Origin of the sequence: Rhizobium sp. Root274 (assembly GCF_001429245.1) — a bacterium.
Lineage (GTDB): Bacteria > Pseudomonadota > Alphaproteobacteria > Rhizobiales > Rhizobiaceae > Allorhizobium.
On the sequence record NZ_LMJE01000007.1, the window covers coordinates 1147751 to 1173495 of the forward strand.

Sequence of the window (25745 nt, forward strand, 5' to 3'; positions counted from 1 at the left end):
TCGTTTGTCTCAATATGGGAGGCGATCATGACGGAGCACAAGCAGTTGCAGGGATTGCGGCGGCTGCGCGGCGGCTGCATGTGCGGGGCCGTCACCTACTCGGTGGCAGACCGGTTCCTCTACGCGCTCAACTGCCACTGCTCGAAATGCCGCAGAACGACCGGCGCAGCCTTCAAGCCGATTGCCGGGGTGACGGTCGAGGATTTCGAGGTGTCGGAGGGGGAGGAAAACCTCTTCCGGCATGGCGATTCCGACGGCATCCATGACATGCACTGCCGGACCTGCGGCTCGCTCGTCTATTCCTGGATCGCCGAAAACGGCACCGTGAAGGTCCGTGTTCCCATGGGCACCTTGATCGACGCGCCGTCGATGAAGCCATCCATGCACATCTTCGTCGGCTCCAAGGCGCCCTGGTACGATATCCTCGACAACCTGCCGCAATTCGACGGTTTTCCGGATTAACGCCCGCAATCATCTGCCCACGAAAAAGGTCCGCCCGAAGGCGGACCAGGTTTGGCCTTGGCCGGGAGGAGACTTATTCGGCAGCAGTGACCGATGCCGGAAGGTCGAGCGTGCGCCAATCGATCCGGCGCTCCAGCGCCTGGCCGTCAGCATCGAACAGATGGCAATCCGCAGCCATGATGCCCGTCGTCATCGGCTGTTCCGCGCGAACCGGGGCCGAGCCCGGCAGGAGCGCGCAATAGGGCTCGCCATTGGGGAGCGCCGCATAGGCGATCGTGTTGATGCCCAGCCGTTCGATGACGGCCGGTGTGACCATGATATTGATGTCGCCGTCGCTGAGGCGCGTATGCTCGGGGCGAATACCGAGTGTCAGGCTCCTGCCGATGAGATCGGCATGCCCATCGACGGGGATCAGCGCCGTCTGGCCCTGATAAGAAATGGTCACACCCTTCGCCTCGACACCGACGCAGGTGACCGGCACGAAATTCATCTTGGGATTGCCGATGAAACCGGCAACGAACGTGTTCTGCGGCTTATGATAGAGTTCGAGCGGCGCGCCGACCTGGGCGATATGGCCGGCATTCAGCACAACGATCCGGTCGGCCATGGTCATGGCCTCGATCTGGTCGTGCGTCACATAGATCATCGTTGCCTGCAGGTCGCGATGCAGCTTGGTCAGTTCGATGCGCATATCGGCGCGAAGTGCCGCATCAAGGTTCGACAGCGGCTCGTCGAACAGGAAGATCTTCGGCTCGCGCACGATGGCGCGGCCGATGGCCACGCGCTGACGCTGACCACCGGAAAGCTGTCCGGGGCGCTGCTGCAGGCGTTGATCAAGCTGCAGGATCTTCGACACCGCACCGACCTTCTCGCGGATCGTCTCCTCGGGCAGGCCTTCCACCCGAAGCGGAAAGGCGATGTTCTCGAAAACGGACATATGCGGATAGAGCGCATAGGACTGGAAGACCATGGCGATGCCGCGCTCAACCGGCGGCTTGTCATTGACCCGCTCTCCGTCGATGACGATGTCGCCATCGGTGGTGTCATCGAGACCCGCGATCATCCTCAAAAGCGTGGACTTGCCACAGCCCGAGGGGCCGACAAAGACGACGAACTCGCCGTCATTCACCTCGAGGTTGACACCCTTGATCACCTCGAAATGTCCGAACGACTTTCGCACCTTGTTGAGAAATAGCTGTCCCACGACTTCTGTCCCCGTGTGCCGATCTGTCAACGCGACCGGCTGATCATTTCAGTTGAAATCCGCGGGCCGAAACCGGCCCGCGGAGCCTCGGTATCCCGAGATTATTTGTACTGCTCGAGTTCGCCGGCAGCCTTCTTCAGAGCGTCAGCTGGCTCAGCCTTGCCGGTGACAACCGACTGGACCATTTCGATCATGACGTTCTGGAAGCCCTTGTAGTCTGTAAAGAGCGGCTCCGGACCACCATAGGCGATACCGTCGATGAACGGCTTCCAGAAGGGTTCATTGGCGACGAACTGGTCGACGACAGCACCCGGACGCAGCGGGGTCAGGCCGGCGCCTCCCTGCAGCTCGTATTCATGCTGGATATCGGTCGAGGTGATGTACTTGGCGAATTCGGTTGCCTTTTCCTCGACGCCCGAACCCTTGAAGATTGCAAGGCTGTCGGTGATCAGCAGCGTGCCTTCGCCCTTGGCCGACGGACCCTTCGGCAGCGGAGCAACGCCCCAATTGACCTTGGTGTCCTTCAGACGATAGGCAGCACCCGAACCGGCCTGGATCATGCCTACCTTGCCGTCGAGGAAGATGGCGCGGATTTCGTTCTGCTCGTAAGCAGTCGCACCTTCGACGGAGTAAGGCGTGATGTCCTTATAAGCCTGCAGGGCTGCGAGCACTTCAGGGCTGTCGATGACGATCTTGTCGCCGTCGATGACCTTGCCATTGTTGGTGTAAACCCAGTGCATGAACTGGTGCATGGTGTTGTCGAAGGTCTTGGCCGGCAGGCCATAACCGGCAGTACCGGTCTTTTCCTTGATCTGCTTGGCGAAGGCGATTTCTTCAGCCCAGGTCTTCGGCGGGGTTTCGGGGTCGAGGCCGGCAGCCTTGAACAGGTCCTTGTTCCAGTAGAGAGCCTTGGTCGAGAAGGCGACCGGAACACCCCATTGCGTGTCTTCGAAAGTCACGGTGTCAACGATGTTCGGATAGTAGGAAGCCTTTTCCTCATCCGTCATCGGAACCGGAACGATCAGATCGTTCTGGGCGAATTCCTTCAGCGTACGCGAGCCGACATAGGCCATGGCAACCGGGGTACCGGCGACGGCGAGCGTCGTTGCCTTGTCCTGGCACTGTTCCCAGCCGACGACTTCCGGCTTGACCTTCCAGCCTTCGTTTTTGCCTTCCCATTCCTTGATGTATTTCTCGTGGATGGGGTCGATCTTGTCGCCGCAATAGATCCAGGAGATTTCCTGGTCGGCAGCCAGCGTGGTGAGCGCCGAGCTTGCAAGCAGGACAAAAGAGCCTGCAAGCATGGTCAGTTTCTTCGTCATCGGTAGTTCCCCTTTGTTGACAGGTTGAAAGCGTCCGGTTGGCCCGAATTATGGTTGGCAGCTCATTTGATCGCCCCGGCGGTCAGGCCGCTGACGAGATATCGCTGCAGGAAGAAGATCACGATCATCGCCGGTGCGATCCCGACGAAGCTTGCGCCCATCAACTCGTTCCAGATGACTTCCTGCCGGCCGAAATAGGCGAACAACCCGATTGGCAGCGGCATGTATTCCGTCTTGGAGTTGAAGGTGAGGGCGAAGATGAATTGCTGGGCATAGGCGCCGATAAAGGTCGTGATGGCGACGACGGCGATGCCCGGCGTGGCAAGCGGCAACACCACGCGGCGGAAGGTGTAGAAATAGCCGGCGCCATCGACATAGGCCGCCTCTTCCAGCTCGCGCGGAATACGCATCATGTATGTGCGCAGAAGCCAGATGGCGGAAGGGATGAGGAAGGCTACACCCGGCACGATCATGGCGAAATAGGTGTTGAGCACGCCGAGCGACCGCATCAGGCGGAAGAGCGGGATCAGCAGTACGGCGCCCGAGAACATGTTGACGGCAAGGAAGGCGCCGAGCAGCTGGCCGCTGCCCTTGAACTCGAAACGGGCGAACGCATAGGAGGCCGGCACCACCAGAATAAGCACGACCACGGTGGCAACTGTCGAGATGAAGAACGAGTTGAAGATGTATCGGGCAAAGCCGGGAACGCTCACCCACATCGTCCGATAGGCCTCGAATGATCCGTTTTCCGGCCAGAAGCGGTAGGGCGAGGAAAACAACTGGCTGAGTGGCTTCAGCGACACCAGGAAACCTTCGACGAAGGGCGCCAGTACGAAGGTCAGGAAAACGGCGATACCCGCATAGATGCCGATCAGTTCGTACCACTTGTAGCGGTTGATCAGGGCTGTCTTGTCGTAGCTCATCGGGCGTGCTCCTGGGAAAGCCGGCTCGTCACGCGGAAATAGGCAAAGCAGAAGATCGATAGGAAGATGCAGATAAGCACGGCACGTGCAGCGCCTTCCCCGTATTTCTTCGACCCGATCGCGGTGTGATAGGTGTCGATGATCATCGTCGTCGTCTCGCCGCTCGGACCGCCGCGCGTCAGGATCCAGATGATGTCGAAGGAGTTGAACGTTGCGATCAAGGACAGCATCGACATGGTGATCATGGCGGGCAGAATGAGCGGCAGAGTGATGCGGCGGAAGCGATATCCACGTCCCGCGCCGTCGGTCCAGGCGGCCTCGTAGAGGTCCTGCGGAATCGCCTGCATCGCGGCCAACATGTAAAGCGTCACCATCGGCACGCCGATCCACACGTCGGTAAAGATCGTCGCCCAGAAGGCAGTCGAGCCATAGGCCAGGAAGGCAACGGGACCATCGACCACCCCCATGCGCTGAAGCACACCGGAAATCATGCCGAACTGGCCGTTATACATCCAGCCCCACATGAAGATGCCAATCGCCATCGGCACGATCCAGGGCGGCATGGTCAGCACGCGGAAGAGCGTTCGGCCGGGCACGGCTGAGTTCAGCATCGCGGCACCGAAGGTCCCGATGATCATCTTGATCGACACCGAGAAGAAGGTCCAGATGAAGGTCCGGACGATGACAGTGCCGAAGGTATCGTTGAAGATCTTCTCGTAATTCACCCAGCCGACCCAGTTGGTCGTCTTTTTCAGCGATGCATCGGTGAAGGAGAGAATGAAGGTCTCGACCAGCGGATAGGCGACGATGACTGCGATATAGAGAAGGGCCGGCGCAATCAGCAACCAGGCAAAGAGGATAGCGCTACGGCGAGCTTGCATCCGACCGCTCCCTTAAGCCGAACGCGCCTGGACGGCACCGGGCGCACCATGCAGGCATGCGTCGAACTTTTCCCAGACGGGCTGAAGATCGACGACCTTCCGCCCGAAACGCGCTTCATCCATGGCAAGCGCCAGGATGCCGGCTTCGAGTGCATCGATGGCCGAAACCGGCTGCTTGGCGCCGGTCTGCACGAAAGCGATGACGTCTTCGGCCATCTGCTCGTCGGCACCGTAATGCTGCGACAAGGCCGACGGCGCGGAATAGGTGTTGGCGACGATCTTTTCATTGGTGCGGGCATCATGCACATCCATGAAACCACGAACGAAATCACCTTCCGCCATACCCTTGGAGCCGATCACGCAGAAACGGCGGAATTCGTCGGGCACATTGAGATTGGTGTGGAAGGCCATCGATACACCATTCTCGTATTCAACGATCGCGGTCTGGTAATCGATGATATCGCCGTCGCTGTCGAAGACCTTGTCGGAGCCTTCCCAGCCGCTCGGCTTGCGGTGATATACTTCCATGTCGTTGATGCCGGAATTCTGCGGGGCGTTCGCCGGGATGAAGCTCTTGCGACCACCGAAGCTGGCGACGAAGCGCGGACGCGCACCGACCACGCCATTGTAGAGGTCGAGGTCATGGCAGCACTTTTCCAGCATGAAACCGCCGGCATAACGGCCATAGCGGCGCCAGTCCCGCATGAAGAAAGCGCCGTGATAGGGCTGGATGTGCTCGGATGCCTCGATCGAGACGACATCACCGAGGCGACCCTCGGCCTGAGCCTTGCGCAGGTCGCGGTAAAGCGGCGAGTAGCGCAGGACGAGACCGACCAGCAACCGGTCATGGCCATAGGTATGGAGAAGAGAGGCGAGCGCATAGCTCTCCTCGACACTCGTCACGATCGGCTTTTCGGTGAAGACCGTAAGGCCCGCTTCCAGGCCGAGACGGATATGGTCGAGATGCATGTGGTTCGGCGAGCCGATCATCAAAAGATCAAATCCGCCGGCCGCCACCAATGCCTCAGGCGTATCATATGCCTTGCCAGCGGAGATGCCATTATCGGTCAGCGTCGCCATCCCAGCGGGCGCGGGATCCACATAACCGACGATCTCGAAGCTCGGATCGAGCTCCCGGAACACCCGACCCAAATATCCAAGACGGAATCCGAGTCCGATTATGGCGACCTTCATGACATTCCCCTGCTTTCGTAATTATTTTTCGCAGACTGCGTCAAAAAACCGTCATCGTCAACAGATCAAGCAAAATGTCGCCCAATCGTGAAAATGATTTTCACGAGACTGCGAAGTGAATGATCAAGCCGACCTTGGATACATCACTGCGCCACCACGCGTGAGCGTGTGCGGCAGACAGCTGGACCCCAAGGATCAACTCCTCATCCATTCGTTAAATTACAATACCAAACAAAGTCCAATCGTAAAGCCAATTTCGCTCAAACGAGCCGAATTCCGTCTAAATTACTGGGATTTCACGCAAAATTCTTAATTTCAGCCTGTTGACACGCTGTCAGGCAAAACCATTTGCGAAATAGGTTTTGAGTTGGTATTGTTTTACCAAACAGATCACGGGACGTGCCATGTCAAATTCCCTCCGAGCATCCGGTAGACGACACCGTCTGCGTGCGGGCATCAGCCAGAACGGGTGCGCGGCATGAACCTGGCTCTGCCCTTACACGAACTACAGTCCATGCGGGGCGGCCCACTTTATGTGAAACTGCGCATGATGATCGAGGACGCTGTCGCCTCGGGCCGCCTGAAGCATGGCGACGCGCTGCCGGCGGAACGCGATATTGCCGATGCTGCCGACATCAGCCGCGTCACGGTACGCAAGGCGATTGACGAACTGGTAAGCGAGGGCCTTCTCGTGCGCCGGCGCGGCTCCGGCACCTTCGTCGTCAAGCCGGTGCAGCGCATGCAGCAGCCGCTCAGCCAATTGACCTCCTTCACCGAAGATATGCGCCGGCGCGGCATGGTGGCCGGTTCCCGCTGGCTGGGCCGCGGCCTGTTTTACCCGACAGCCGAGGAAACCATGATGCTGGGTCTGGCCGGAGGCGCCCGCGTCTCCCGCCTGGACCGCCTGCGCACGGCCAACGACATGCCGATCGCGCTGGAGCGCACCAGCCTTCCAGACGATCTGCTGCCTGATCCGGATGCGATAGAGGATTCGCTCTATCTGCACCTGCTCAAAAGCAACATCCGCCCAGTGCGCGCCAATCAGCGGATTTCAGCCGTGTTGCTGAAGGACGAGGAAACCAAGCTGCTCGGGGTCCCTCCGGGTTCCGCCGCGCTGTCGGTACAGCGGATCGCCTATCTCGAAACCGGCCGCGTCATGGAAATGTCGACCGCCCTTTACCGTAGCGACGCCTACGACCTCGTGGCCGAACTCAGCATCGGCGCGCCGATGAAGCCACAGACCTGACGCTCAAAAGACTGACGAGCGCACAACCGAAAGCAAACTTATGACGACGAAAATGCGAGAGGAAATCGACGAGATACCGGCCGCCGCCGCTCGTCTTCTGGACACATCCTCTTCGGTGATTGCCCATTGCGCACAAACCCTTCGCGACAAGAACCCCTCTGTGGTCGTCACCGTCGCGCGCGGCTCTTCCGATCACGCCGCCTTCTTCCTGAAATATGCGATGGAACTGCAGCTTGGCCTTCCGGTCGCCTCGCTTGGTCCCTCGCTCGCCTCGATTTACGAGCGCCCCATGAAACTCGGCAACGCTGCAGCCTTCGCCGTGTCTCAGTCCGGCGCAAGCCCTGACATCGTTGCGATGGCGAAAGGTGCACGCGACGGCGGGGCAACCACGATCAGCCTCGTCAACACCCTGCCCTCGCCTCTGGCCGAGGCCGCAACGCACGCTGTCGATATCATGGCAGGTCCGGAAATTGCGGTCGCAGCGACCAAATCCTTTGTGAACTCCATTGTTGCCGGCCTTGCCATCATCGCGGCATGGACACGTGACACGGATCTCGAACGTGCCGTGGCCGCCCTCCCCGACCATCTCGCCAAGGCGCTTGAGCTGGATTGGAGCCCGCTGCTGCAGCCGCTGGCGACGGCGGAATCGCTCTATATGCTCGGCCGTGGTCCGGCCCTCGCGATTGCCGCCGAAGCAGCCCTCAAATGCAAGGAAACATGCGAACTCCACGCCGAGGCCTATTCCTCCGCGGAGGTGCTGCATGGACCGGTCTCGATCGTCGGACGAGACTTCCCCGTCGTCGGCTTCGCGGCGCGCGACAAGGCCGAAGCCTCAATTGTCCAGACGGTCTCGAAGCTGGCCGCAGGAAATGCCGCCTGCTTCATCACCTCGGATTTCGGCACGGGCGGGCATCGGCTGCCCTTCGTTGCGACCGGCCACCCGATCACGGATGCGCTGGCGCTGATCGTGCCCTATTATGGCTTCATCGAATCCCTGTCGCGCGTCCGGGGTTTTAACCCGGACAAGCCCGTTGCGCTGAAAAAGGTAACCGAGACTCAATGACATCAGCCTTTGCCGTCACCGCCCGCCGCATCTTTGACGGCAACCGCATGCACGCCGATTCCGCTCTGGTCGTGGAAGGGGACAAGATCGGTTCGATCGTCACCCAGGCCGACCTGCCGGCCGGCATGCCGCGATCCGGCGCACCAGTCTCCCTGATTACACCCGGCTTCATTGACCTGCAGGTCAATGGCGGCGGCGGCACTCTGTTCAACAACGATCCGACAGAGCACGGCATCCGCACGATCTGCGAGGCCCATGCCCGTTTTGGCACGACAGCCTTGATGGTCACCTTCATCACCGACCGTCCGGAACTTAAGCGGATCGCGATCACCGCTGGCGAGGAAGCGGCAGCCCACAGCCTGCCCGGCTATCTCGGCTTGCATCTTGAAGGCCCGCATCTGTCGGTCGCCCGCAAGGGCACACACGACCCAGCTCTCATCCGCACGATGACGGACGCCGATCTCGACTATCTCGAAGGTGTTGCCGGCAGTTTCGGCCTTTCCATGATTACCGTTGCCCCGGAAAGCGTGACGCCGGAGCAGGTGAAGCGTCTCACCGCCGCCAGCTACCGCGTCAGCCTTGGCCACACCGACACGCAGTGCGCCAATGTAGCAACTTATGTCGAAGCGGGTGCCAGCATGGTCACCCATCTGTTCAATGCCATGAGCCAGCTCGGCAATCGCGAGCCGGGCCTCGTGGGTGCGACCCTCGCATCCCCTGCCCTGCACTGCGGCCTGATCGCCGACGGTTTCCATGTCGATCCGGTCAGCATGCGTGTGGCACTGGCTGCCAAGCAGGGACCGGCGCATATCTTCCTGGTGACCGACGCCATGTCGACCATCGGCTCGGATGAGACAAGCTTCGACCTGAACGGCCGGACCGTCTACCGCCGCGACGGTCGTCTGACGCTGGCCGACGGAACGCTGGCAGGCGCCGATATCGACATGCTCTCCTGCATCCGCTTTGTTCACGAACGGCTGGGCGTACCGCTCGACGAAGCTTTGCGCATGGCAACGCTCTATCCGGCGGAAGCGGTGGGCGCGACCGATCGCGGTACGCTGGAACCCGGCAAACGCGCCGATTTCGTCTTGCTGGACGAGGCACTCGACATCCACTCCACCTGGATCGGTGGAAGCTGTGTCTATGAGACAGTTTCGCTGCAGGACAGGGCCACAGCATGATCATCTGCTTCGACATCGGCGGCACCGCGATCAAGGGTGCGGTCGCCTATTCGGCCGACGACATCTGCCCCTTCCCGCGCCAGCCGACACCACTGCATGATTTTGACGCCTTCGTCGCAACGCTTGCCGCCGTTATCACAGAGGCGGAAACTGAGGCCGGCAAGCGCCCGGACTGTGTTGCACTGTCGATCGCCGGCGTCATCGATCCCGACACGGCAAAGGCCGTAGTCGCCAATATACCTTGCGTCCACGGCAGGCTGCTGCAGGCAGATCTGGAACAAGCCCTTGGGCTTCCCGTCGTCATCGCCAACGATGCGGACTGCTTCGTGCTGGCCGAGGCTGGCATCGGTGCAGCCCGTGGCCACCGCGTCGTCTTCGGCATTATCCTCGGCACGGGTGTCGGCGGCGGTCTCGTCATCGACGGCAAGCTGATCAACAGCGCCGGCGGATTTGCCGGCGAATGGGGTCACGGCCCCGTCCAGGCCAACGAAGCAGGCACCCCGCCGGTACGCGTCCCACGCTTCCAATGCGGCTGCGGCCAAGTCGGCTGCATCGACGCTGTCTGTAGCGCGCGCGGCCTGGAGAAGCTGCACCGCGAACTGCATGGCGAAACGCGCACCAGCGAGGAGATCCTCGCCGACTGGCAGAACGGCGACGCAACGGCAATCCGCACCCTCGACGTCTATATCGATATCCTGGCAGACGCTCTGTCTCTTGTCGTCAACGTCACGGGAACAACGATCCTGCCCGTTGGCGGCGGGTTGTCCAATGTGCCGGCCTTGATTTCGGCAATCGACGTGGCGCTGCGCCGCCGCATCCTGCGCAAGTTTGCCCATCCGATCGTCGTGCCTGCTACATGCAGGGTCGAGCCGGGATTGATTGGCGCCGCAATTCTTGGTCTCGGATTTGCGGCAGAGCATCGGGAGAGCTGACATGGCGACAGACATGCTGGTGAAGCTCTATGACCTGCAAGCCGACCCCGTGCTAGACCAACGGATGACGGACCAGGGCATCACCCTGCGCCGAGCGCTGGTTCCCGAAATGACAACCATCTGCGACTGGATCCGCCCTCGCTTCGGCGCAGGCTGGGCCGACGAGGCGACGGCCGCGATCCTGCGCCAGCCGGTCACCTGCTGGATAGCCCATGAGGCCGAAACCCTCCTCGGCTTCGCCTGCCACGAGGCCACCATGAAGGGTTTCTTCGGGCCGACAGGGGTCGACGAAAGTGCCCGTGGCAAGGGCGTTGGCCACGCGCTTCTGCTGCGCACTTTACTCGACATGCGCGACCAAGGTTACGGCTATGCTGTGATTGGTGGCGCCGGTCCTGTCGATTTCTATCGGAGAAGCGTCGGCGCGATCCCGATCGAGGGCTCCTCGCCCGGCATCTATCGCGGCATGCTGCCCACGGCCGCGCCCTCCGGTGTCTCCGAGTAAGCGTCAGCAGAGTTCCAGCGTGGTGATGGCATAGACACCGGCCTTCTGAAGCGACGGCGGCTCTCCACGATACATCCGCGCCGTCTTGAAGCCAGGTTTGAACCCCAGACGTTCCAGCAGATAACGGAACCCCTGCTGATAATCAGGCACATCCAGATTGATCTCGCCACCACCGAGAGTTGCAAGGCAAACCTTCAGCAGATCCTCGGCTGTGCGTCCATCGATCGCAAAGAGCGGACCAATCTTGTGGCCGCTGCGGCAGGGGCGTACCACCGCATAACCGGCCACCGCACCCTGCCGGCGGCAGACGAAAGGCTGACGGGGCGACTTGAGCCAGGCGGTGAGAAAGCTCTCCCGTCTTCCCGGAAAGAAACTTCGATCGAAGGCCAGGATGTCAGCGACATCGGCTACGCCAACTGCATGGCAACTGGCATCAGCCCTCGACAAGACCGGCATGCGCTCGATGCTCCAGCGGACCGTGTCATAGGCCGCCGCAAACCCCATCTTACCGTAATTGGCCTGCTGCTCGACCACGCCGTCGAGACCGATCACCCGATCGCCAAGATGCGCCATGCCGGCATCCCAGACGAGGCGACCGAGACCACGCCCGCGAAACTCCGGGTGACAGATATAGAGACCGATAAAACCGAAACCGGCACCATACCTAACGGCGGAAATCCCGGCCGCAAACCGCCCGTCGACGAAACAGCCGATGAAACCATCCGGGTCTGCCGCGCGAAACGCTGCGGCATCGCCCTGTCCCGGATTCCAGCCTTCCAATGCTGCCCAGCCGACAAGTTCCTCGACCTCGGCATCCGTTAGCACGCGGACCTGCGGATCACCTAACATTCTCACGCGCCTATGGCTTCGGGCGAAAAACGCGCGAGATCACCGTGATAGGGCTTGTGGACCGGCGTCGCATAAGCACCGCGCTTGGCGGTCGAAAGCCCCAGCGCCACAAGCCCCTCCGCCTGCTTGACGGCCGCCGCAACACCATCGACGACGGGAACGCCGAATTCCAGCCGAAGTGCCGCCGTCAGGTCCGCCATCCCGGCACAGCCGAGCACGATCGCCTCCGCCTTGTCGTCCTTCAGCGCCGCCGAGATTTCACTGCGCAGCCGGTCGCGGGCATTCGAATTCGGGTCTTCGAGCGACAGCACCGGCACATCCGCCGCCCGCACCTTGCAGCGGCTGCCCATGCCATAGCGATGCATGAGATGCTCAACCGGCAGCCGCGAGCGCTCCATGGTGGTCACGATCGAGAAACGCTGGGCGATGAAGGCTGTGGCGGAGACGGCGGCCTCACAGATGCCAATGACCGGGATCGAGGCGAGAGCACGAGCGGCATCCAAGCCGGTATCGTCGAAGCAGGCAATTACGATGGCATCTGCCCCCTCCCGCTCCGCCTTGGCAATCTCCACGAGAAGCCCGGGTATGGCAAAGACCTCGTCATAATAGCCCTCGATCGAGACAGGCCCCATCGACGAGGTGATCGCCTGGATCTCGGTGTCCGCATGCGCCACCCGCCGCGCAGCATCCGCAATGGTCGCGGTCATGCTGGCGGTGGTATTCGGATTGATGACGGCAATTTTCATGCAATTCAGCCCTGGCTTCGGCGGCGGTTCATCGCGACGATGAGGCCGAGCGTGCCGCCGATCACCAGCAGCGAAAACAGCGTCGTGACCGTTCCCAGCGCATAGAGCACAGGCGTCGTGACATTGGTCGTCATGCCGTAGATCTCGAGTGGAAGCGTGTTGTAGGTGCCTGACGTCATCAGCGTGCGGGCAAATTCGTCGTAGGACAGCGTGAAGCCGAACAGCCCAACCCCGATCAGCGGCGGCGCGATCATCGGCAGCACCACATGACGGAAGGTCTGCCACGACGTGGCACCGAGATCGCGCGCGGCTTCTTCGTAAGAGGGCGAGAAGCGGTTGAAGATGGCGAACATGATCAGCACGCCGAAGGGCAGCGTCCAGGTGAGATGCGCCCCGAAGCCGGAGGTGTACCAGGCGGGCTGTAAGCCGAGCTGGCTGAACAACACGCCGATGCCGAGCGAGATGATGATCGACGGCACGACGAGGCTCGCAACCGAGAGATAGAAGAGCGGCGTCGCCCCGACGAATTTGCGGCGGAAAGCAAGACCCGCCAGCAACGACACGACGACCGTCACCACCATCACCATCAGGCCGAGCGCGAAGGAGCGGCGGAACGAACCGCCGAAATCCCCGACCGCTTGGGTCTCGAACAGGTTGGCGAACCAGTGCAGGGACACACCGTTGAGCGGGAAGGTCAAACCGCCATTCGGCCCTTGGAACGACAGAATGACGATCGCGGACAGCGGCCCATAGAGGAAGAGCACGAAGAGCGCGAAGAAGGCGGCGAGAATGTAAAATTCGCGGGGGCGCTTGTCGGAAAGCATCTTAGAGCTCCTTCCGGATATCAACGACGCGCAGGATCGCCGCGACCATCAGCAGGACGAGGATCAGCAGCACCACGGCATTGGCGGCAGCGGCCGGATATTGCAGCAACGACATCTGGTTTTTCATCATCAGCGCAACGGACGCGCTCTGGCCGCCGGACATGACCTGCACGGTGGAAAAATCCGCCATCACCAGCGTGACGACGAAAATGGTGCCGATCGCCATGCCGGGCTTGGAGAGCGGCAGGATGACATTGGTGAGGATCTGCCAGCCGCTGGCACCGGCATCGCGCGCCGCCTCCAGAAGCGATCGGTCGATTCGCATCATCGTATTGAAGATCGGGGTGACCATGAACAGCGTGTAGAGATGCACCATGGCGAGCACGACGGCGAAATCGGAATAGAGCAGCCATTCGATCGGCTGCGGCACGATGCCGGCATTCACCAGCGCCGAATTGATCAGCCCATTGCGCCCCAGCACAGGTATCCAGGAGATCATGCGGATGATGTTGGAGGTCAGGAACGGCACAGTGCAGACGAGGAAGAGAACGCTCTGCATGGCGGAGGTGCGCACATGGAAGGCGAGGAAATAGGCGACCCAGAAGCCGACGAACAGCGTGATCGTCCAGACGATCAGGGCGAATTTCAAGGTGTTGAGATAGGTCTTCCAGGTGACCCAGGAGCCCAGTGTCTCGGTATAATTGAAGGTAACGAAGTCGGGATACATCTGGGCAAAGTCATAGTCCCAGAAGGACACGGTCGCGATCATCAGGATCGGCAGGAGCAGGAAGCAGCCGAGTATCAGCGCCAGCGGCGTCGCCTGCAGATAGGAGACAAGCCCGAGCGGCACACGGATCACGCGTTTCGGCTTAGGTTCGCCGACGCCCAAAAATCGGACTTCCACCATGATGTTAGGTCTCCAATCGCTGCGAGAAAGTGCGGACCGAGAGAGTTGCCCCTCATCCGGCTGCCGCCACCTTCTCCCCGCAAGCGGGGAGAAGACACTTGTGGCACGGTCAGCGGCTCGTCCCCTTCTCCCCGCATGCGGGGAGAAGGTCCCGGCAGGGGGATGAGGGGCGAGCGACCGCAGTAAGATCAGGCCGCGATGAACTCGTTCCAGCGACGAACCATGTAGCGGTCTTCGTCCATGACGGAGTTCCAGCAGGCGACCTTGCCCATGCGCTCTTCGAAGGAGCCGCCGTCGCGGATAGCACCGGCCTTCTCCATGACCTTGCCTTCCGGAGACATGATGTCGCCGGTCGCGGCCTTGCCTTCGATCCAGTAGCCCCACTCGTAGGCGGACATGAACTCCTTGGCGGTTTCCATGCAGGCGGAGTAGTAGCCCTGGCGGTTGAGATAGCCGCCAACCCAGCCGGACGTGTACCAGTTGATATATTCATAGGCCGCGTCGAGCTGTGCGCCGGAGAGATGGGCTGCAAGGCCGAGACCGCCGCCCCACGAGCGATAGCCTTCCTTGAGCGGCTGGTATTTGCAGGCAATGCCCTTGGAGCGGACGGCAGCAACGGCCGGCGACCACATCGACTGGATGACGACTTCGCCAGACGCCATCAGGTTGACAGACTCATCGAACGACTTCCAGAAGGCGCGGAACTGGCCGTCCTGCTTGGCCTTGATGAGGAAGTCGATCGTCGTGTCGATCTCGGCCTTCGTCATATTGCCCTTGTCGGCATATTTGATGATGCCCATGGCTTCGCAGATCATTGCGGCATCCATGATGCCGATCGAGGGAATGTTCAGGATCGAGGTCTTGCCCTTGAAGGCCGGGTCCATGATGTCGGCCCAGGTGGTGATCTCACGACCGACCAGATCCGGGCGGATACCGAGCGTATCGGCATTGTAGATCGTCGGCATCATCGTGAAGAGTTCGGTCTCGCCCGAGGCGAAGGTCTTGGCATCCTTGCTCTCGACATAACCGACGGTATGCGGCGCAGTGCCCTGCGCGATGACGCTGTCGGGCAGCAGCTTGCCGGTTTTGAACAGCGGTACGACCTTGTCGTAATATTTGAGCTTCTTCGTTTCCATCGGCTGGATCACGCCGGTCGGATAGACCTTCTTCAGGATCCAGTATTCGATGTCGGCAATGTCATAGGAGTTCGGCTGCGTGACGGCGCGCTGGGCAGCGGCGTCGGAATCGGTCGCGGTCATCTCAAGCGTGATGCCGAGGTCCTTCTTGCACTGCTCGGCGATCGCATTGATGTTCGACACGCCGGTGCCGAATTGGCGGAGCGTAATGTTGGACTGGGCCCAGATCGTCGGGAAACCGGTGATGGCGCCCGAGCCGGCGGCGAGGCCGGCAGCGGCAGAGGCCGTCTTCAGGAATGTGCGGCGCGAAACGCCCTTGGGAGTCTTCTTGGCAGTCATGCTGTTCTCCTGGTTTTCTTGGTTTGGTTTCACTTCTCGACACGTCCGAGGACGATCGAATCCTGTTTGTCCCACGACAGGGTCACGCCCTCGCCGACCTTAACGGGCGCTGCGAAAAAGGCCGCGTCCGTGAGCACGGCGGTGAATTCATCGGTAAAGGCGGTGGTGACGGTCAGCTTCACCTTGGCCCCGAGATATTCGACATTCGAGACGATGCCGTCGAAGCTGAGGCCCGCGACTGAGGCCGGACCAATACGGACATGGTCGGTGCGGATGGCGATCTCGGCCGTATCTTGGTCGACCGGCGCAGTGCCTCCGGCATAAAAGCGCCCGCCGCCGACCACCTCGATGAACAGCCCGTCCGCTTCGCGCTCGGCGATCCGGCCGGAGAGCACGTTGTGGTCACCCATGAAGCGGGCAACGAAGCCAGTGGCCGGCTTCTCAAAGACCGTGCGCGGCGTCGCCGCCTGCTCGATGCGACCCTCGTTCATCACCACGATGAGATCGGCGAGCGCCATCGCCTCTTCCTGGCTGTGGGTCACATGCACGAAGGTGATGCCGAGCGTGGTCTGCAGCTTCTTGAGTTCCGCGCGCATGCGGATCTTGAGGAACGGGTCGAGCGCGGACAGCGGCTCGTCAAGCAGAAGTGCCTCCGGCTTGGTGATGAGTGCGCGGGCGAGCGCCACGCGCTGCTGCTGGCCGCCCGAGAGCTGCGCCGGTCGGCGGCTGGCATAAGGCTCAAGCTGCATCAGCTTCAGCATCTCCAGCGCCTCGCGGCGACGGGTCTCCTTGTCGACACCCTTCATCTTCAGACTGAAGGCAACATTGTCGACAAGATCGAGATGCGGGAACAGCGCATAGGACTGGAACATCATCGCCGTGCCACGGCTGGCCGGCGGCAGGTCGGTCACATTGGCATTGCCGAAAATCACGTCGCCGGACGACACGCTCTCATGACCGGCAATCATCCGCAGCGTCGACGTCTTGCCACAGCCGGACGGACCGAGCAGGCAGCAATAGGTGCCAGCCGGAACCTTGAGACTGATGGCATGCACGGCCGTGGCAGTTCCATAGACTTTGGAGACGGCGGCAAGTTCGATCTCGGCGGCTTTCGTCATGACGGCTCCTTCTGCTGCCATCAACGATGCATAAGCCGTGCCAACTGCGCTCCCGCCTGCCAAACCCTTGAATTGTCAGGGGCAGCAATCTGCGTCGCTTGCGGAATGTGCAGCCTGCACGAATGCATGCACACGAATTAATCGATTGCAGCCAATATTGACGGCAGATTGTATGCAATGTTGTGGCGCAATATTTGGCCGCGGTCTTCCCCTCGCCCCACATGCTGGCTAAAAGGAAGAACGACACGGATGGACCCATGAACGCGAAGAGCTCGCTGCGCCGACATCTCGACCCGAACCAGGAAGATCGCGCCCGCGCGATCCGGGACGCGCTGCGCGATGCGATTGTCGACCGGCGTCTAGCCCCCGGCACGAAGCTCTCGGAAGCCGAAGTTGGCACGCTCTTCGATGTCAGCCGCACGGTGGTCCGCGATGCGCTGCAGATGCTGGCCTTTGAAGGACTTGTTCGCACCGAGCGCAATCGCGGCGCCTTCGTTTCCAACCCGAGCACGGAAGAGGCCCGCCAGGTTTTCGCCTCACGTCGCCTGATCGAGGCGGGCATTATTGCCGCTGCCGCCGAGCGGATCACGGCAGAAGAGATCTCGGCATTTCGCGAACACCTGAAGGAAGAGGCCCGCTACCGCGCCGAACGCGGCGCCTCGGCCCGTCGCGCCGAAATCAAGGCCTCCGGCGATTTCCACCTGATGCTGGCCAAGGTTGCCGGCAATCAGGTGCTGGAAAAATTCATGGACGAACTGGTGGCGCGCTCATCCCTGGTCATCGCGCTCTATGGCCGCACCGGCATCTCAAGTTGCGGCCATGACGAACATGATGAGATCCTCAATGCGCTGGAGCGAAGTGACGTGGCCGAGGCGACACGCTTGATGCTGCATCACATCGATCATATCGAGGCTGATCTCGACCTGTCGGTCGCGGAAACACGAACGCTGAAAGATGCGTTGGAGCTTTAGGTAGCAGCCGCATTTGTGGCGGTCTGAGCGCCCGCGATCCGCTTAGCTGCGAAGCGCGATCTGCCGATCATGCTCGATCGTCTCCAGCATGGCAGCACGTGTTCCCGCCTCGTCCCCATACTCGATCCGTTCCACCAGCATCTTGTGTTTGTCGAGAATGGCGACCAGCACCTCCTCCTCCGGCGTATCCACCAGCCGCTGATAGGCAAAGGCATGCGCAAGTTCGATGACGCCGTAGAGCGCCCGGATGAAGGGATTGTGTGCAGCATCGGCGATGATGCGATGCAGTTCGAAGTCGGCCAGCGCAAAATTCTGCGGCGAGGTCAGCGACGTTTCCATCTGGCGGATCCAGTATAGCATGAGGCGGATCTGGTCAGCCGTGCGCCGTCGCGCCACTTCAGCGGCCGCGATCGGCTCGAGCGAACGCCGCACCTCGTGCAGGCCGGACAGGAATTCCGCATCCGGCGGCGCATCGAGATGCCAGGCAAGCACCTGCGGGTCATAAAGGTTCCAGCGGCTTTTCTTGGCAACTTTGGTGCCGACCTTCGGTCGCGCCTCCAGCAGCCCCTTGGCCTCAAGCGTCTTCAACGCCTCGCGCAGAACCGTGCGCGACACCTCGAAATCGGCCATCAGTTCGGCGTCGTTCGGCAGTGTGGTCCCGATCGGATAGCGGCCGGAGATCACCCCGGCCCCGATTTCATTGATCACATGCGAATGGAAGTTACGCGCCGTCGACCGCCCGGACAGGGAGCGAAGAAGGCTCCCCGGCTCACTCATGCAGGGCCCTTCTTCAGGCGGGACCGCCCGGTCTGTGCGTTGAAGACCAGCTTCTGGAGAAGGATGAACATGAACAGCAGGAACCCGATGGCGATTTTGGTCCACCAGCTGGAGAGCGTACCGTCGAAGACAATATAGGTCTGGACGAGGCCCTGCAGCATGACCCCGATCAGGGTCCCGAAGATGAACCCGTAACCGCCTGTCAACAGGGTCCCGCCTATCACCACGGCCGCGATCGAGTCAAGTTCGATACCGACGGCCGCCAGCGGGTAACCGGCCGACGTATAGAGAGAATAGACGATGCCCGAGAGACCCCCGAGGAAGGACGAGAGCGCATAGATCGCGATGGTGACGCGACCCGTCGGCACCCCCATCAGCGAGGCCGACGTCGCGTTGCCGCCCAGCGCATAGACATAGGAGCCGAAGCGCGTCTTATGGGCGATCAGGCCGAAGACGAGGAAGGTGCCGAGCATGAGGAGACCGATGGCGCTGAGGCGTCCGCCGCCGGGCAGCTTGTAATAAAGGCTGGAGATGGTGCGGTAGAACTCGTGGTCGATCGGGATCGAATCCTGGGTCAGCACCGAGGCCAGGCCGCGTGCGAGGAACATGCCAGCCAATGTCACGATGAAGGGCGGTACCTGCAGGAAGTGGATGACGGCCCCCATGCTGGCGCCAAAGAGCGCCGCCAGCACCAGCACGATGGCAAACACTGCGAGCGGATGCATGCCGAACCAGGAGATCAGGATCGCCGTGATGACACCCATCAGCCCGATGACCGCGCCCACCGACAGGTCGATCCCGCCGGAGAGAATGACGAAGGTAGCGCCGACGGCAGCGATCCCCAGGAAGGCGTTGTCGGTGAGGAAGTTGCCGAACACGCGGGTCGACCACATGCCGGGATACTGGAAGATGCAGATGGCATAGGCGATGATGAAGATGATGGTGGTGGCGGCAAGCGGCCTGTAACGCGGATTCATCGTGTCTGCCCCGAAGTCTGTACAGTCGTCTGGCTCAATCCCTGGCGCGGGCCGAACTTGCGGCCAAGCACGTGGGCGATGCGGGCGGATTGCAGCACCAAAATGATGATGATCATGCCGGCCTTGACGATGAGGTTAAATTCCGGCGGAAAGCCCGACACGAGCACGCCCGTGTTCATCGCCTGAATGATGATCGCGCCAAGCACCGACATTGGGATCGAGAAGCGCCCGCCGAGCAGCGAGGTGCCGCCGATGACGACCGCAAGGATGGCGTCGAGTTCAAGCCAGAGGCCGGCATTGTTGGCATCAGCGCCGCGAATGTCGGCCGCAGCGATAATCCCGGCCGTCGCTGCACAGAAGCCGCCAAAGGCATAGATGCACAGGATCACCACCTTGCTGCGCAGGCCGGTATAATTGGCCGCCGACAGGTTGGTGCCGATCGCCTCGATGAAGAGGCCGATGGCCGTGCGGCGCATGACGAGATGGGCAGCGATCATCAGCACGATCGCAATGACAGCAGGCATGGGCAAACCAAGCAGGTTGCCGGTGCCGACGAAGATCAACGCCGGATCGGAGAAGGTGACGATCGATCCCTCGGTGATCAGCTGCGCCACCCCGCGCCCCGCCACCATCAGCACGAGGGTCGCGACGAAAGGCTGGATCCCGAGATAGGCGACGAGCAGGCCGTTCCACAATCCGCAGATCAGGCCGAAGGAAAGAGCGGCAAGCAGCGTCACGATCAGCGGCTGACCGGCGACCGCGCAAGTCGCCGCAACCGCACCCGCCACCGCCATCACGGCGCCGACAGAAAGGTCGACACCCTTGGTCGCGATGATGGCCGTCATGCCGATCGCAAGGATGGCCACCGGCGCACCCCGATTGATTACATCGATCAGGCTGCCGAAGAGGCGACCGTCCTTCCACGTGACGTCGAAGAAGCCCGGGAAAACGAGCCAGTTGAAGAACAGCACGCCGGCGAGCGCCAGCAATTGTGGAGATATGATCCGGGAAAGTTGCAGTCTTTTCATGCTTCGGCCTCCGCCGGTTGGGCGGCAATAGTCTGGACGATGACTCCAGGCGTGATGTCGGCGCCGTGCAGCTCGGCAACCATCTGACGATCGCGCATGACAACGACACGCGAGGAATAGCTGACGATCTCGTCGAGCTCCGACGAGATGACGACAAGCGCCAGCCCGTCTTCGCGAAGCCGGCTGATCATGCGGACGATTTCGGCATGCGCCCCAACGTCAATGCCGCGTGTCGGCTCATCGAGGATCAGGAAGCGCGGGTCGGTGGCGAGCCATCGGGCAAGGATCACCTTCTGCTGATTGCCACCCGAGAGAAGCTTGACCGGCAACTCGGCCGAGGCCGTGCGGATATCAAGCGCCTCGATGAAATTGCCGGCGATCTCCAGCTGTTCGTCGCGGTTGAGCGCCTTGAACCAGCCGAGCCGCGCCTGCATGGCAATGACGATATTCTCTCGCACCGACAGGTCGCCAAAGATACCGTCGATTTTGCGGTCCTCTGGACAAAAGCCGAAACCAAGCTCGACGGCTTCGCGAGGGTTGCGCACCTGGCGAGACTGGCCATCGATCTCCAGCGTGCCGTTATCGGCCTGATCGATGCCGAACATCAGCCGCGCCATTTCGGTGCGGCCGGAGCCCAGGAGGCCGGCGACGCCGACCACTTCGCCACGATGAATCTTCAGGTCGAATGGCCGGACCGTATTGGTCAACCCGAAACCGTTGAACTGCATCAGCGTTTCGCCGACTTCCGCCTCTTCGCCGAGCACGTCGGGATGGTGGAAAGCGAGATCCTTGCCGAGCATCATGCGGACAAGGCTCGTGCGATCAAGCGACGCGATCGATTCAGTGCCGACGAGTTTGCCGTTGCGCAAGACGGTCACCCGGTCGGACAGCTCGAACACCTGGTCGAGGAAATGGGTGATGAAGACGATGGCGAGACCCCGGTCCCGGAGCTGCCGAACGATGCTAAAAAGCTTCTCGACCTCGGAGCGGTCAAGGCTGGCGGTCGGCTCGTCAAGAATGAGCACCTTGCCTGACAATTCCACTGCCCGCGCGATCGCAATGATCTGCTGTACGGCAACGGAGAAGGTCGAGAGTTCGGCCCGGACATCAATGTCCAAACCGTAGGTGGACAGGATTTCGCGGGATTCGCGCTCCATGCGGCGCTTGTCGACAAGGCCGAAACGGTTGGTCGGCTGGCGCCCGATGAAAAGATTGTCGACCACGGTCATGTTCGGCAGGAGATTGACCTCCTGATAAACCGTGCCAATGCCGAGTGTCTGGGCCTGCTGGGGCGTGGTGAAATTGACCGCTTCGCCATCGACCATGATCGTTCCACCGTCCGGAATATAGGCACCGGTGAGGATCTTGATCAGTGTGGATTTACCGGCACCGTTTTCACCGAGCAGAGCGTGGATCTCCCCGCGATGAAACGCGATGTCGACCTTGTCCAGTGCGGTATGATTGCCAAACGTTTTGACGATGCCCGCAGCTGCGAGCACGATGGATGGATTGTCGGTCATGTGCCTCTTTCCCCTCTCCCGCGAAGCTATCTCCGAACGCGGTCCGGAGGAAGCGGCAACGACCCCGCCACCATAAAATGACGGGGTCGCTCCGGGAGGGTTACCTTAGTAACCGAGGCCCTTGCGGTTGTCGTATTCGCCCTGCGGATTGTCAGCAGGGGTGTACAGCTTGGATTCCGTGATGATGAACTTCTCGGGCTCCTTGCCGTCCTTGAGATAGGCGTCGAGCGCGTCGAAGGCCGGACCTGCCATGTTCGGCGTCAGTTCGACTGTGGCATTAGCTTCACCGGCAACCATGGCCGCGAAGATATCCGGAACAGCGTCGATCGAAACGACCAGGATGTCCTTGCCCGGCTGCAGACCGGCATCCTTGATCGCCTGAATGCCACCGACGGCCATGTCGTCGTTATGGGCATACATGGCGCAGATGTCCTTGCCGCCGTTTTCGGCCTTCAGGAAGCCTTCCATGACTTCCTTGCCCTTGGCGCGGGTGAAGTCACCGGTCTGGCTGCGGGCAATCGTGATGTTCGACTTGCCGGCAATGGCTTCTTCAAAGCCCTTCTTGCGGTTGATCGCAGGCGTCGAACCGACGGTACCCTGCAGCTCGACCACCTTGCACGGCTTGTCGCCAACCGTCTTGACCAGATACTCACCGGCAACGCGGCCTTCCTTGACCTGGTCGGAAGCGACCGAGGTCAGGTAGAGATCCTGCGGAGCGTCAACGCCGCGGTCGAGAAGGATAACCGGGATCTTGGCTTCCTTGGCTTCGGTCAGAACGTCTTCCCAGCCGGTTGCGACGACCGGGGCAACGAGGATGGCGTCAACGCCCTGTGCGATGAAGCCACGGATCGCCTTGATCTGGTTTTCCTGCTTCTGCTGCGCGTCGGCGAACTTCAGCGTGATGCCACGCTTTTCGGCTTCCAGTTTGGTAACGGAAGTTTCAGCCGCGCGCCAACCGGATTCAGAACCGATCTGCGAAAAGCCGACGGTCAGATCCTTAGCCATTACAGCAGTGCAGCTAAGAGCTATCACGCTCGCGCTGAGCACGAGCTTGCGTACAATATTCATGATGTCCTCCCTAAGAAAGACACCGCCTCCACGGTGTCTGTCATTATGCATAGGCAAGAGTTTGCAGCCTGTAAAGATCAAAAGTACTATTATATGTTGTGCACTGCAGCATAAACTACAGCCTCGTCCTTGAGGACCCGCTGACCGTTGCATCCGTAAACAGTGCGGCAGCGATTGATCTGCTAAGCTTGTGGTGCAGGGCCTCTGACGTATCCTCGGCAAGCCTCCCAAAATATCGTAATAGCTTGTTAACCATGTTTAGCTATATCTGCAGATGCACGATGCCTGTGCCTGGGGGAGCGATTCGAGCTCGATCTTCACGCAGCAGGACCAGTCGATGGCAGTTATCACCTTCGCCAATACCAAGGGCGGCGCCGGCAAGACGACAGCAGCCCTTCTTCTCGTGACCGAACTCCTTCATCGCAAATACAGTGTCTGCGTCATCGACGCCGATCCGCAACGCTGGTTCTCCCGATGGTATGAAGGCGCGCCGCTTCTTCCCAATTTCACGATCGAGACTTACGTCTCCACGTCGACGATCCAGAAAATCATTCATGAACGTCGCAGCCAATGGGACTTCGTCATCATCGATCTCCCTGGCATTCAGTCGCCGCTCCTCGCGTCTGCCGTCGGGCTGTCGGACCATGTCCTCGTCCCGATCCAGGGCTCGAGCATGGATGCCCAGGGTGGCGCACAGGTTCTCGACATGCTGCGCTATCTCGACCGTAAGGCGGGGATCTGCATACCCCACTCCGTCGTCCTGTCCCGGGTCAACCCGATGATCACCACGCGCTCGATGCAGGCGGTGAAACGCCTGCTCACGCAGCAGGAAATCCACGTTCTCGACACGCCGATTGCCGAAAGAGCGGCCTTCCGGGAAATGTTCGACCTCAGCCGCCCCCTGCGCCGCCTCGATGACGGTCCCGGCCGGAATGTCGAGAAGGCGGTCACCAACGCATCGGATTATGCCGATGACGTCCTCGCTCTGGTTGCGCCCGGTCTCGCCACCAAATCAGGCCCTCTGAGCAACCGCACATACGCACCCATCGAAACCGCTGCGTGAACGGCGCCGAAACTGCGGAACTTTGCCAACGCCAAACGGTACGACGCGAGCAGAAGAGTGATCTTCGGCCGGCCGAGCGCGCCATTCAGATTCCGACATAAATGTCGCTGCTGCATTTCTGCCTGATAAGATCGGTAACGTTCCTTCCGAGGAACCACCGGTTCGGTTCGATGTGTTCGCCCCATCAGAAGGGATAGCAGTATGACGAAAGACCGCAGGCAAGCGCAGACACCCACCATATTATCGCCATATTTGCCGGGGCTTCCGCTCCGTCCACAGGCCGAATTGTCATCCCCAAGTCCTTTGATTTTCACTTCAGAGCCGAAGGAAATGGTTCAATTTGAGACTGTTTATGGGTACTCAGGGTTGAGACGACTAGCGACAACACGCGATAGACACGCTAAATATCGGTCAGCAAGATATTGTTCGCATTTAAGCTTTTCAATCGATTGTGATGCAAGACGCGGCTCAAAAATGCTGCACAACAACAATTTGCCTAGAATTTTCGCGGCGGCGCAACATCTTGACACCTCAGGCGTTCTCTCGGAACATCGGGTCACAAGCTAGTGAACGACGAACCTCACGCTGAGGCTAAGAGCGTTTCAAAAAATTTGTGGCATTGTCGGAAGATTGGAGCTGCAATGGAGACCACTGGCAAAATCAGGGTTCTGGTGTTGGACGAAAATCCGGTCTTGGTCGATGGACTGAATTTCCTCGTTAACTCGACACGGCAACTGGCGGCACTCGCGTTGGCCAATCGGGACCAACGACTGCAGGACGCCGTCAAGCGGCTCGAACCCGACGTCATCGTGGCAGATCCTGTTCATCTGGACCGGACCCTGGAAGACTGCGAGATGCAACTGCAGGATCTGCGGGCGCAGTCGAAGCTGATCGCCTATTGCGACATCCGCGATTCGCTCCCCGGCGAGAGCTATGTCACCCGCGGCTACAGTGGCGTCGTCACCAAGTCGGTCGCAAGCCCTCGACTGTTGAGGGCCATCAAGAGCGTGCATGCCGGTGACGTGGTTATCGACGAAGCGGTCCTTGCCATATCGGATCCGCCGCCGAACGCTCTCGCCACTGGTTCGCGCAAACTGTCCATGAAAGAGGAATTCGTCCTCCGCCATGTGGCGCTCGGCAAAGCAATGAAGGAGATCGCCGCCGACATTCAGCTGAGTGCCAAGACGGTCGAAACCTATAAATACAGAGCCACCAAAAAGCTGGATCTGAGGACAAGATCAGATATAGTTAGCTACGCAATGAGTGTTGGCTGGCTTCAGCATTAATATAATATGACATTTATACTACAAGAGCCGCGGTCATTCGATCGCGGCTTATTTTTTGGGCTAAAATCTAATATTTATGCATTCTGACAGTTTGCTGATTTTGTCAGGGAAAATCCTGACACGGCTCCGGTTTTCCTGACTTTGATCTGAGACCGGGACCTGCCAATCCTAGCGTCGACATTAACAGATGTTAACCAACGGCGGGTCCCGAACGGGTCTGTCGCCA

Annotated in this window: 25 protein-coding genes; 9 read left to right on the forward strand and 16 right to left on the reverse strand. The window is 60.5% G+C overall.

Going from position 1 to position 25745, the window contains the following annotated elements:
- The first annotated feature begins 27 nt into the window (after positions 1-27).
- Positions 28-462 (forward strand): GFA family protein, encoded by a 435-nt coding sequence (locus ASE36_RS14485; RefSeq protein ID WP_062280753.1) that lies wholly within the window; start codon positions 28-30, stop codon positions 460-462.
- 73 nt (positions 463-535) lie between these two features.
- Here the strand turns inward: ASE36_RS14485 and ASE36_RS14490 are convergent, their stop codons facing one another.
- From ASE36_RS14490 to ASE36_RS14510, 5 genes are all read right to left on the reverse strand, one after another.
- Positions 536-1666 carry an ABC transporter ATP-binding protein gene (locus tag ASE36_RS14490; RefSeq protein ID WP_062280755.1) on the reverse strand — a complete coding sequence of 377 codons (1131 nt, stop codon included), beginning with the start codon at positions 1664-1666 and terminating at the stop codon, positions 536-538.
- A gap of 101 nt (positions 1667-1767) precedes the next feature.
- Complete coding sequence (locus ASE36_RS14495) at positions 1768-2970, reverse strand: ABC transporter substrate-binding protein (protein ID WP_413813663.1); 1203 nt, start codon at positions 2968-2970, stop codon at positions 1768-1770.
- Positions 2971-3050: 80 nt separating this feature from the next.
- The gene (locus ASE36_RS14500) at positions 3051-3911 is read right to left on the reverse strand and encodes a carbohydrate ABC transporter permease (RefSeq protein WP_062280760.1); all 861 of its coding nucleotides are present in this window, start codon (positions 3909-3911) and stop codon (positions 3051-3053) included.
- Complete coding sequence (locus ASE36_RS14505) at positions 3908-4792, reverse strand: carbohydrate ABC transporter permease (RefSeq protein WP_062280763.1); 885 nt, start codon at positions 4790-4792, stop codon at positions 3908-3910. Before ASE36_RS14505 ends, ASE36_RS14500 begins: the two co-directional genes overlap by 4 nt.
- 12 nt (positions 4793-4804) lie before the next feature.
- Positions 4805-5986, reverse strand: a complete 1182-nt coding sequence (locus tag ASE36_RS14510; RefSeq protein WP_062280766.1) for a Gfo/Idh/MocA family protein — start codon at positions 5984-5986, stop codon at positions 4805-4807.
- Between the two features lie 478 nt (positions 5987-6464).
- Here ASE36_RS14510 and ASE36_RS14515 point away from each other — a divergent pair, with 478 nt between their 5' ends.
- From ASE36_RS14515 to ASE36_RS14535, 5 genes are read left to right on the forward strand one after another with little or no spacing between them, the layout of a single operon-like run.
- Complete coding sequence (locus ASE36_RS14515; protein ID WP_062280770.1) at positions 6465-7232, forward strand: GntR family transcriptional regulator; 768 nt, start codon at positions 6465-6467, stop codon at positions 7230-7232.
- 40 nt (positions 7233-7272) lie between these two features.
- A complete protein-coding gene (locus ASE36_RS14520; RefSeq protein WP_062280773.1) occupies positions 7273-8295 on the forward strand; it encodes an SIS domain-containing protein in 1023 nt (340 codons plus the stop codon).
- Entirely contained in the window at positions 8292-9476 is a 1185-nt protein-coding gene (gene nagA / locus ASE36_RS14525) for an N-acetylglucosamine-6-phosphate deacetylase (protein ID WP_062280776.1), read from the forward strand. The genes ASE36_RS14520 and nagA overlap by 4 nt, the downstream gene beginning before the upstream one ends.
- Positions 9473-10408: an ROK family protein gene (locus ASE36_RS14530; protein ID WP_062280779.1), complete on the forward strand. Its 936-nt coding sequence runs from the start codon at positions 9473-9475 to the stop codon at positions 10406-10408. The genes nagA and ASE36_RS14530 overlap by 4 nt, the downstream gene beginning before the upstream one ends.
- Position 10409: 1 nt before the next feature.
- The gene (locus ASE36_RS14535) at positions 10410-10910 is read left to right on the forward strand and encodes a GNAT family N-acetyltransferase (RefSeq protein WP_062280782.1); all 501 of its coding nucleotides are present in this window, start codon (positions 10410-10412) and stop codon (positions 10908-10910) included.
- Between the two features lie 3 nt (positions 10911-10913).
- Here ASE36_RS14535 and ASE36_RS14540 read toward each other — a convergent pair whose 3' ends face one another.
- The 6 genes from ASE36_RS14540 to ASE36_RS14565 form a co-directional block, all read right to left on the reverse strand.
- A complete protein-coding gene (locus ASE36_RS14540) occupies positions 10914-11759 on the reverse strand; it encodes a GNAT family N-acetyltransferase (RefSeq protein ID WP_062280785.1) in 846 nt (281 codons plus the stop codon).
- A 2-nt stretch (positions 11760-11761) separates the two neighbouring features.
- Positions 11762-12505 (reverse strand): aspartate/glutamate racemase family protein, encoded by a 744-nt coding sequence (locus ASE36_RS14545; RefSeq protein ID WP_062280788.1) that lies wholly within the window; start codon positions 12503-12505, stop codon positions 11762-11764.
- Positions 12506-12510: 5 nt separating this feature from the next.
- Positions 12511-13329 carry an ABC transporter permease gene (locus ASE36_RS14550; protein WP_062280792.1) on the reverse strand — a complete coding sequence of 273 codons (819 nt, stop codon included), beginning with the start codon at positions 13327-13329 and terminating at the stop codon, positions 12511-12513.
- A 1-nt stretch (position 13330) separates the two neighbouring features.
- Positions 13331-14236 (reverse strand): ABC transporter permease, encoded by a 906-nt coding sequence (locus tag ASE36_RS14555; RefSeq protein WP_062280795.1) that lies wholly within the window; start codon positions 14234-14236, stop codon positions 13331-13333.
- A 188-nt stretch (positions 14237-14424) separates the two neighbouring features.
- Positions 14425-15711, reverse strand: a complete 1287-nt coding sequence (locus ASE36_RS14560) for an ABC transporter substrate-binding protein (protein WP_062280798.1) — start codon at positions 15709-15711, stop codon at positions 14425-14427.
- A 29-nt stretch (positions 15712-15740) separates the two neighbouring features.
- Complete coding sequence (locus ASE36_RS14565; protein WP_062280800.1) at positions 15741-16829, reverse strand: ABC transporter ATP-binding protein; 1089 nt, start codon at positions 16827-16829, stop codon at positions 15741-15743.
- Between the two features lie 257 nt (positions 16830-17086).
- On the opposite strand from ASE36_RS14565, the gene ASE36_RS14570 reads away from it, so the two are divergent.
- Positions 17087-17800 (forward strand): GntR family transcriptional regulator, encoded by a 714-nt coding sequence (locus ASE36_RS14570; protein ID WP_062280803.1) that lies wholly within the window; start codon positions 17087-17089, stop codon positions 17798-17800.
- A gap of 42 nt (positions 17801-17842) precedes the next feature.
- Here ASE36_RS14570 and ASE36_RS14575 read toward each other — a convergent pair whose 3' ends face one another.
- From ASE36_RS14575 to ytfQ, 5 genes are all read right to left on the reverse strand, one after another.
- Positions 17843-18577, reverse strand: a complete 735-nt coding sequence (locus tag ASE36_RS14575) for a FadR/GntR family transcriptional regulator (protein WP_062280806.1) — start codon at positions 18575-18577, stop codon at positions 17843-17845.
- Positions 18574-19554 carry a galactofuranose ABC transporter, permease protein YjfF gene (gene yjfF / locus ASE36_RS14580; RefSeq protein WP_062280810.1) on the reverse strand — a complete coding sequence of 327 codons (981 nt, stop codon included), beginning with the start codon at positions 19552-19554 and terminating at the stop codon, positions 18574-18576. The genes ASE36_RS14575 and yjfF overlap by 4 nt, the downstream gene beginning before the upstream one ends.
- Positions 19551-20582, reverse strand: coding sequence for an ABC transporter permease (locus ASE36_RS14585; protein ID WP_062280813.1), 1032 nt, complete (start codon positions 20580-20582; stop codon positions 19551-19553). The genes yjfF and ASE36_RS14585 overlap by 4 nt, the downstream gene beginning before the upstream one ends.
- Positions 20579-22102: a sugar ABC transporter ATP-binding protein gene (locus tag ASE36_RS14590; protein WP_062280817.1), complete on the reverse strand. Its 1524-nt coding sequence runs from the start codon at positions 22100-22102 to the stop codon at positions 20579-20581. The genes ASE36_RS14585 and ASE36_RS14590 overlap by 4 nt, the downstream gene beginning before the upstream one ends.
- A 105-nt stretch (positions 22103-22207) precedes the next feature.
- The gene (ytfQ, locus tag ASE36_RS14595) at positions 22208-23170 is read right to left on the reverse strand and encodes a galactofuranose ABC transporter, galactofuranose-binding protein YtfQ (RefSeq protein WP_062280820.1); all 963 of its coding nucleotides are present in this window, start codon (positions 23168-23170) and stop codon (positions 22208-22210) included.
- Between the two features lie 337 nt (positions 23171-23507).
- Between ytfQ and ASE36_RS14600 the strand changes: the two genes are divergently transcribed.
- Both ASE36_RS14600 and ASE36_RS14605 read left to right on the forward strand, forming a co-directional pair.
- Complete coding sequence (locus ASE36_RS14600) at positions 23508-24233, forward strand: ParA family protein (protein WP_062281442.1); 726 nt, start codon at positions 23508-23510, stop codon at positions 24231-24233.
- Between the two features lie 641 nt (positions 24234-24874).
- Complete coding sequence (locus tag ASE36_RS14605) at positions 24875-25519, forward strand: helix-turn-helix transcriptional regulator (protein ID WP_062280822.1); 645 nt, start codon at positions 24875-24877, stop codon at positions 25517-25519.
- Positions 25520-25745: the final 226 nt, after the last annotated feature.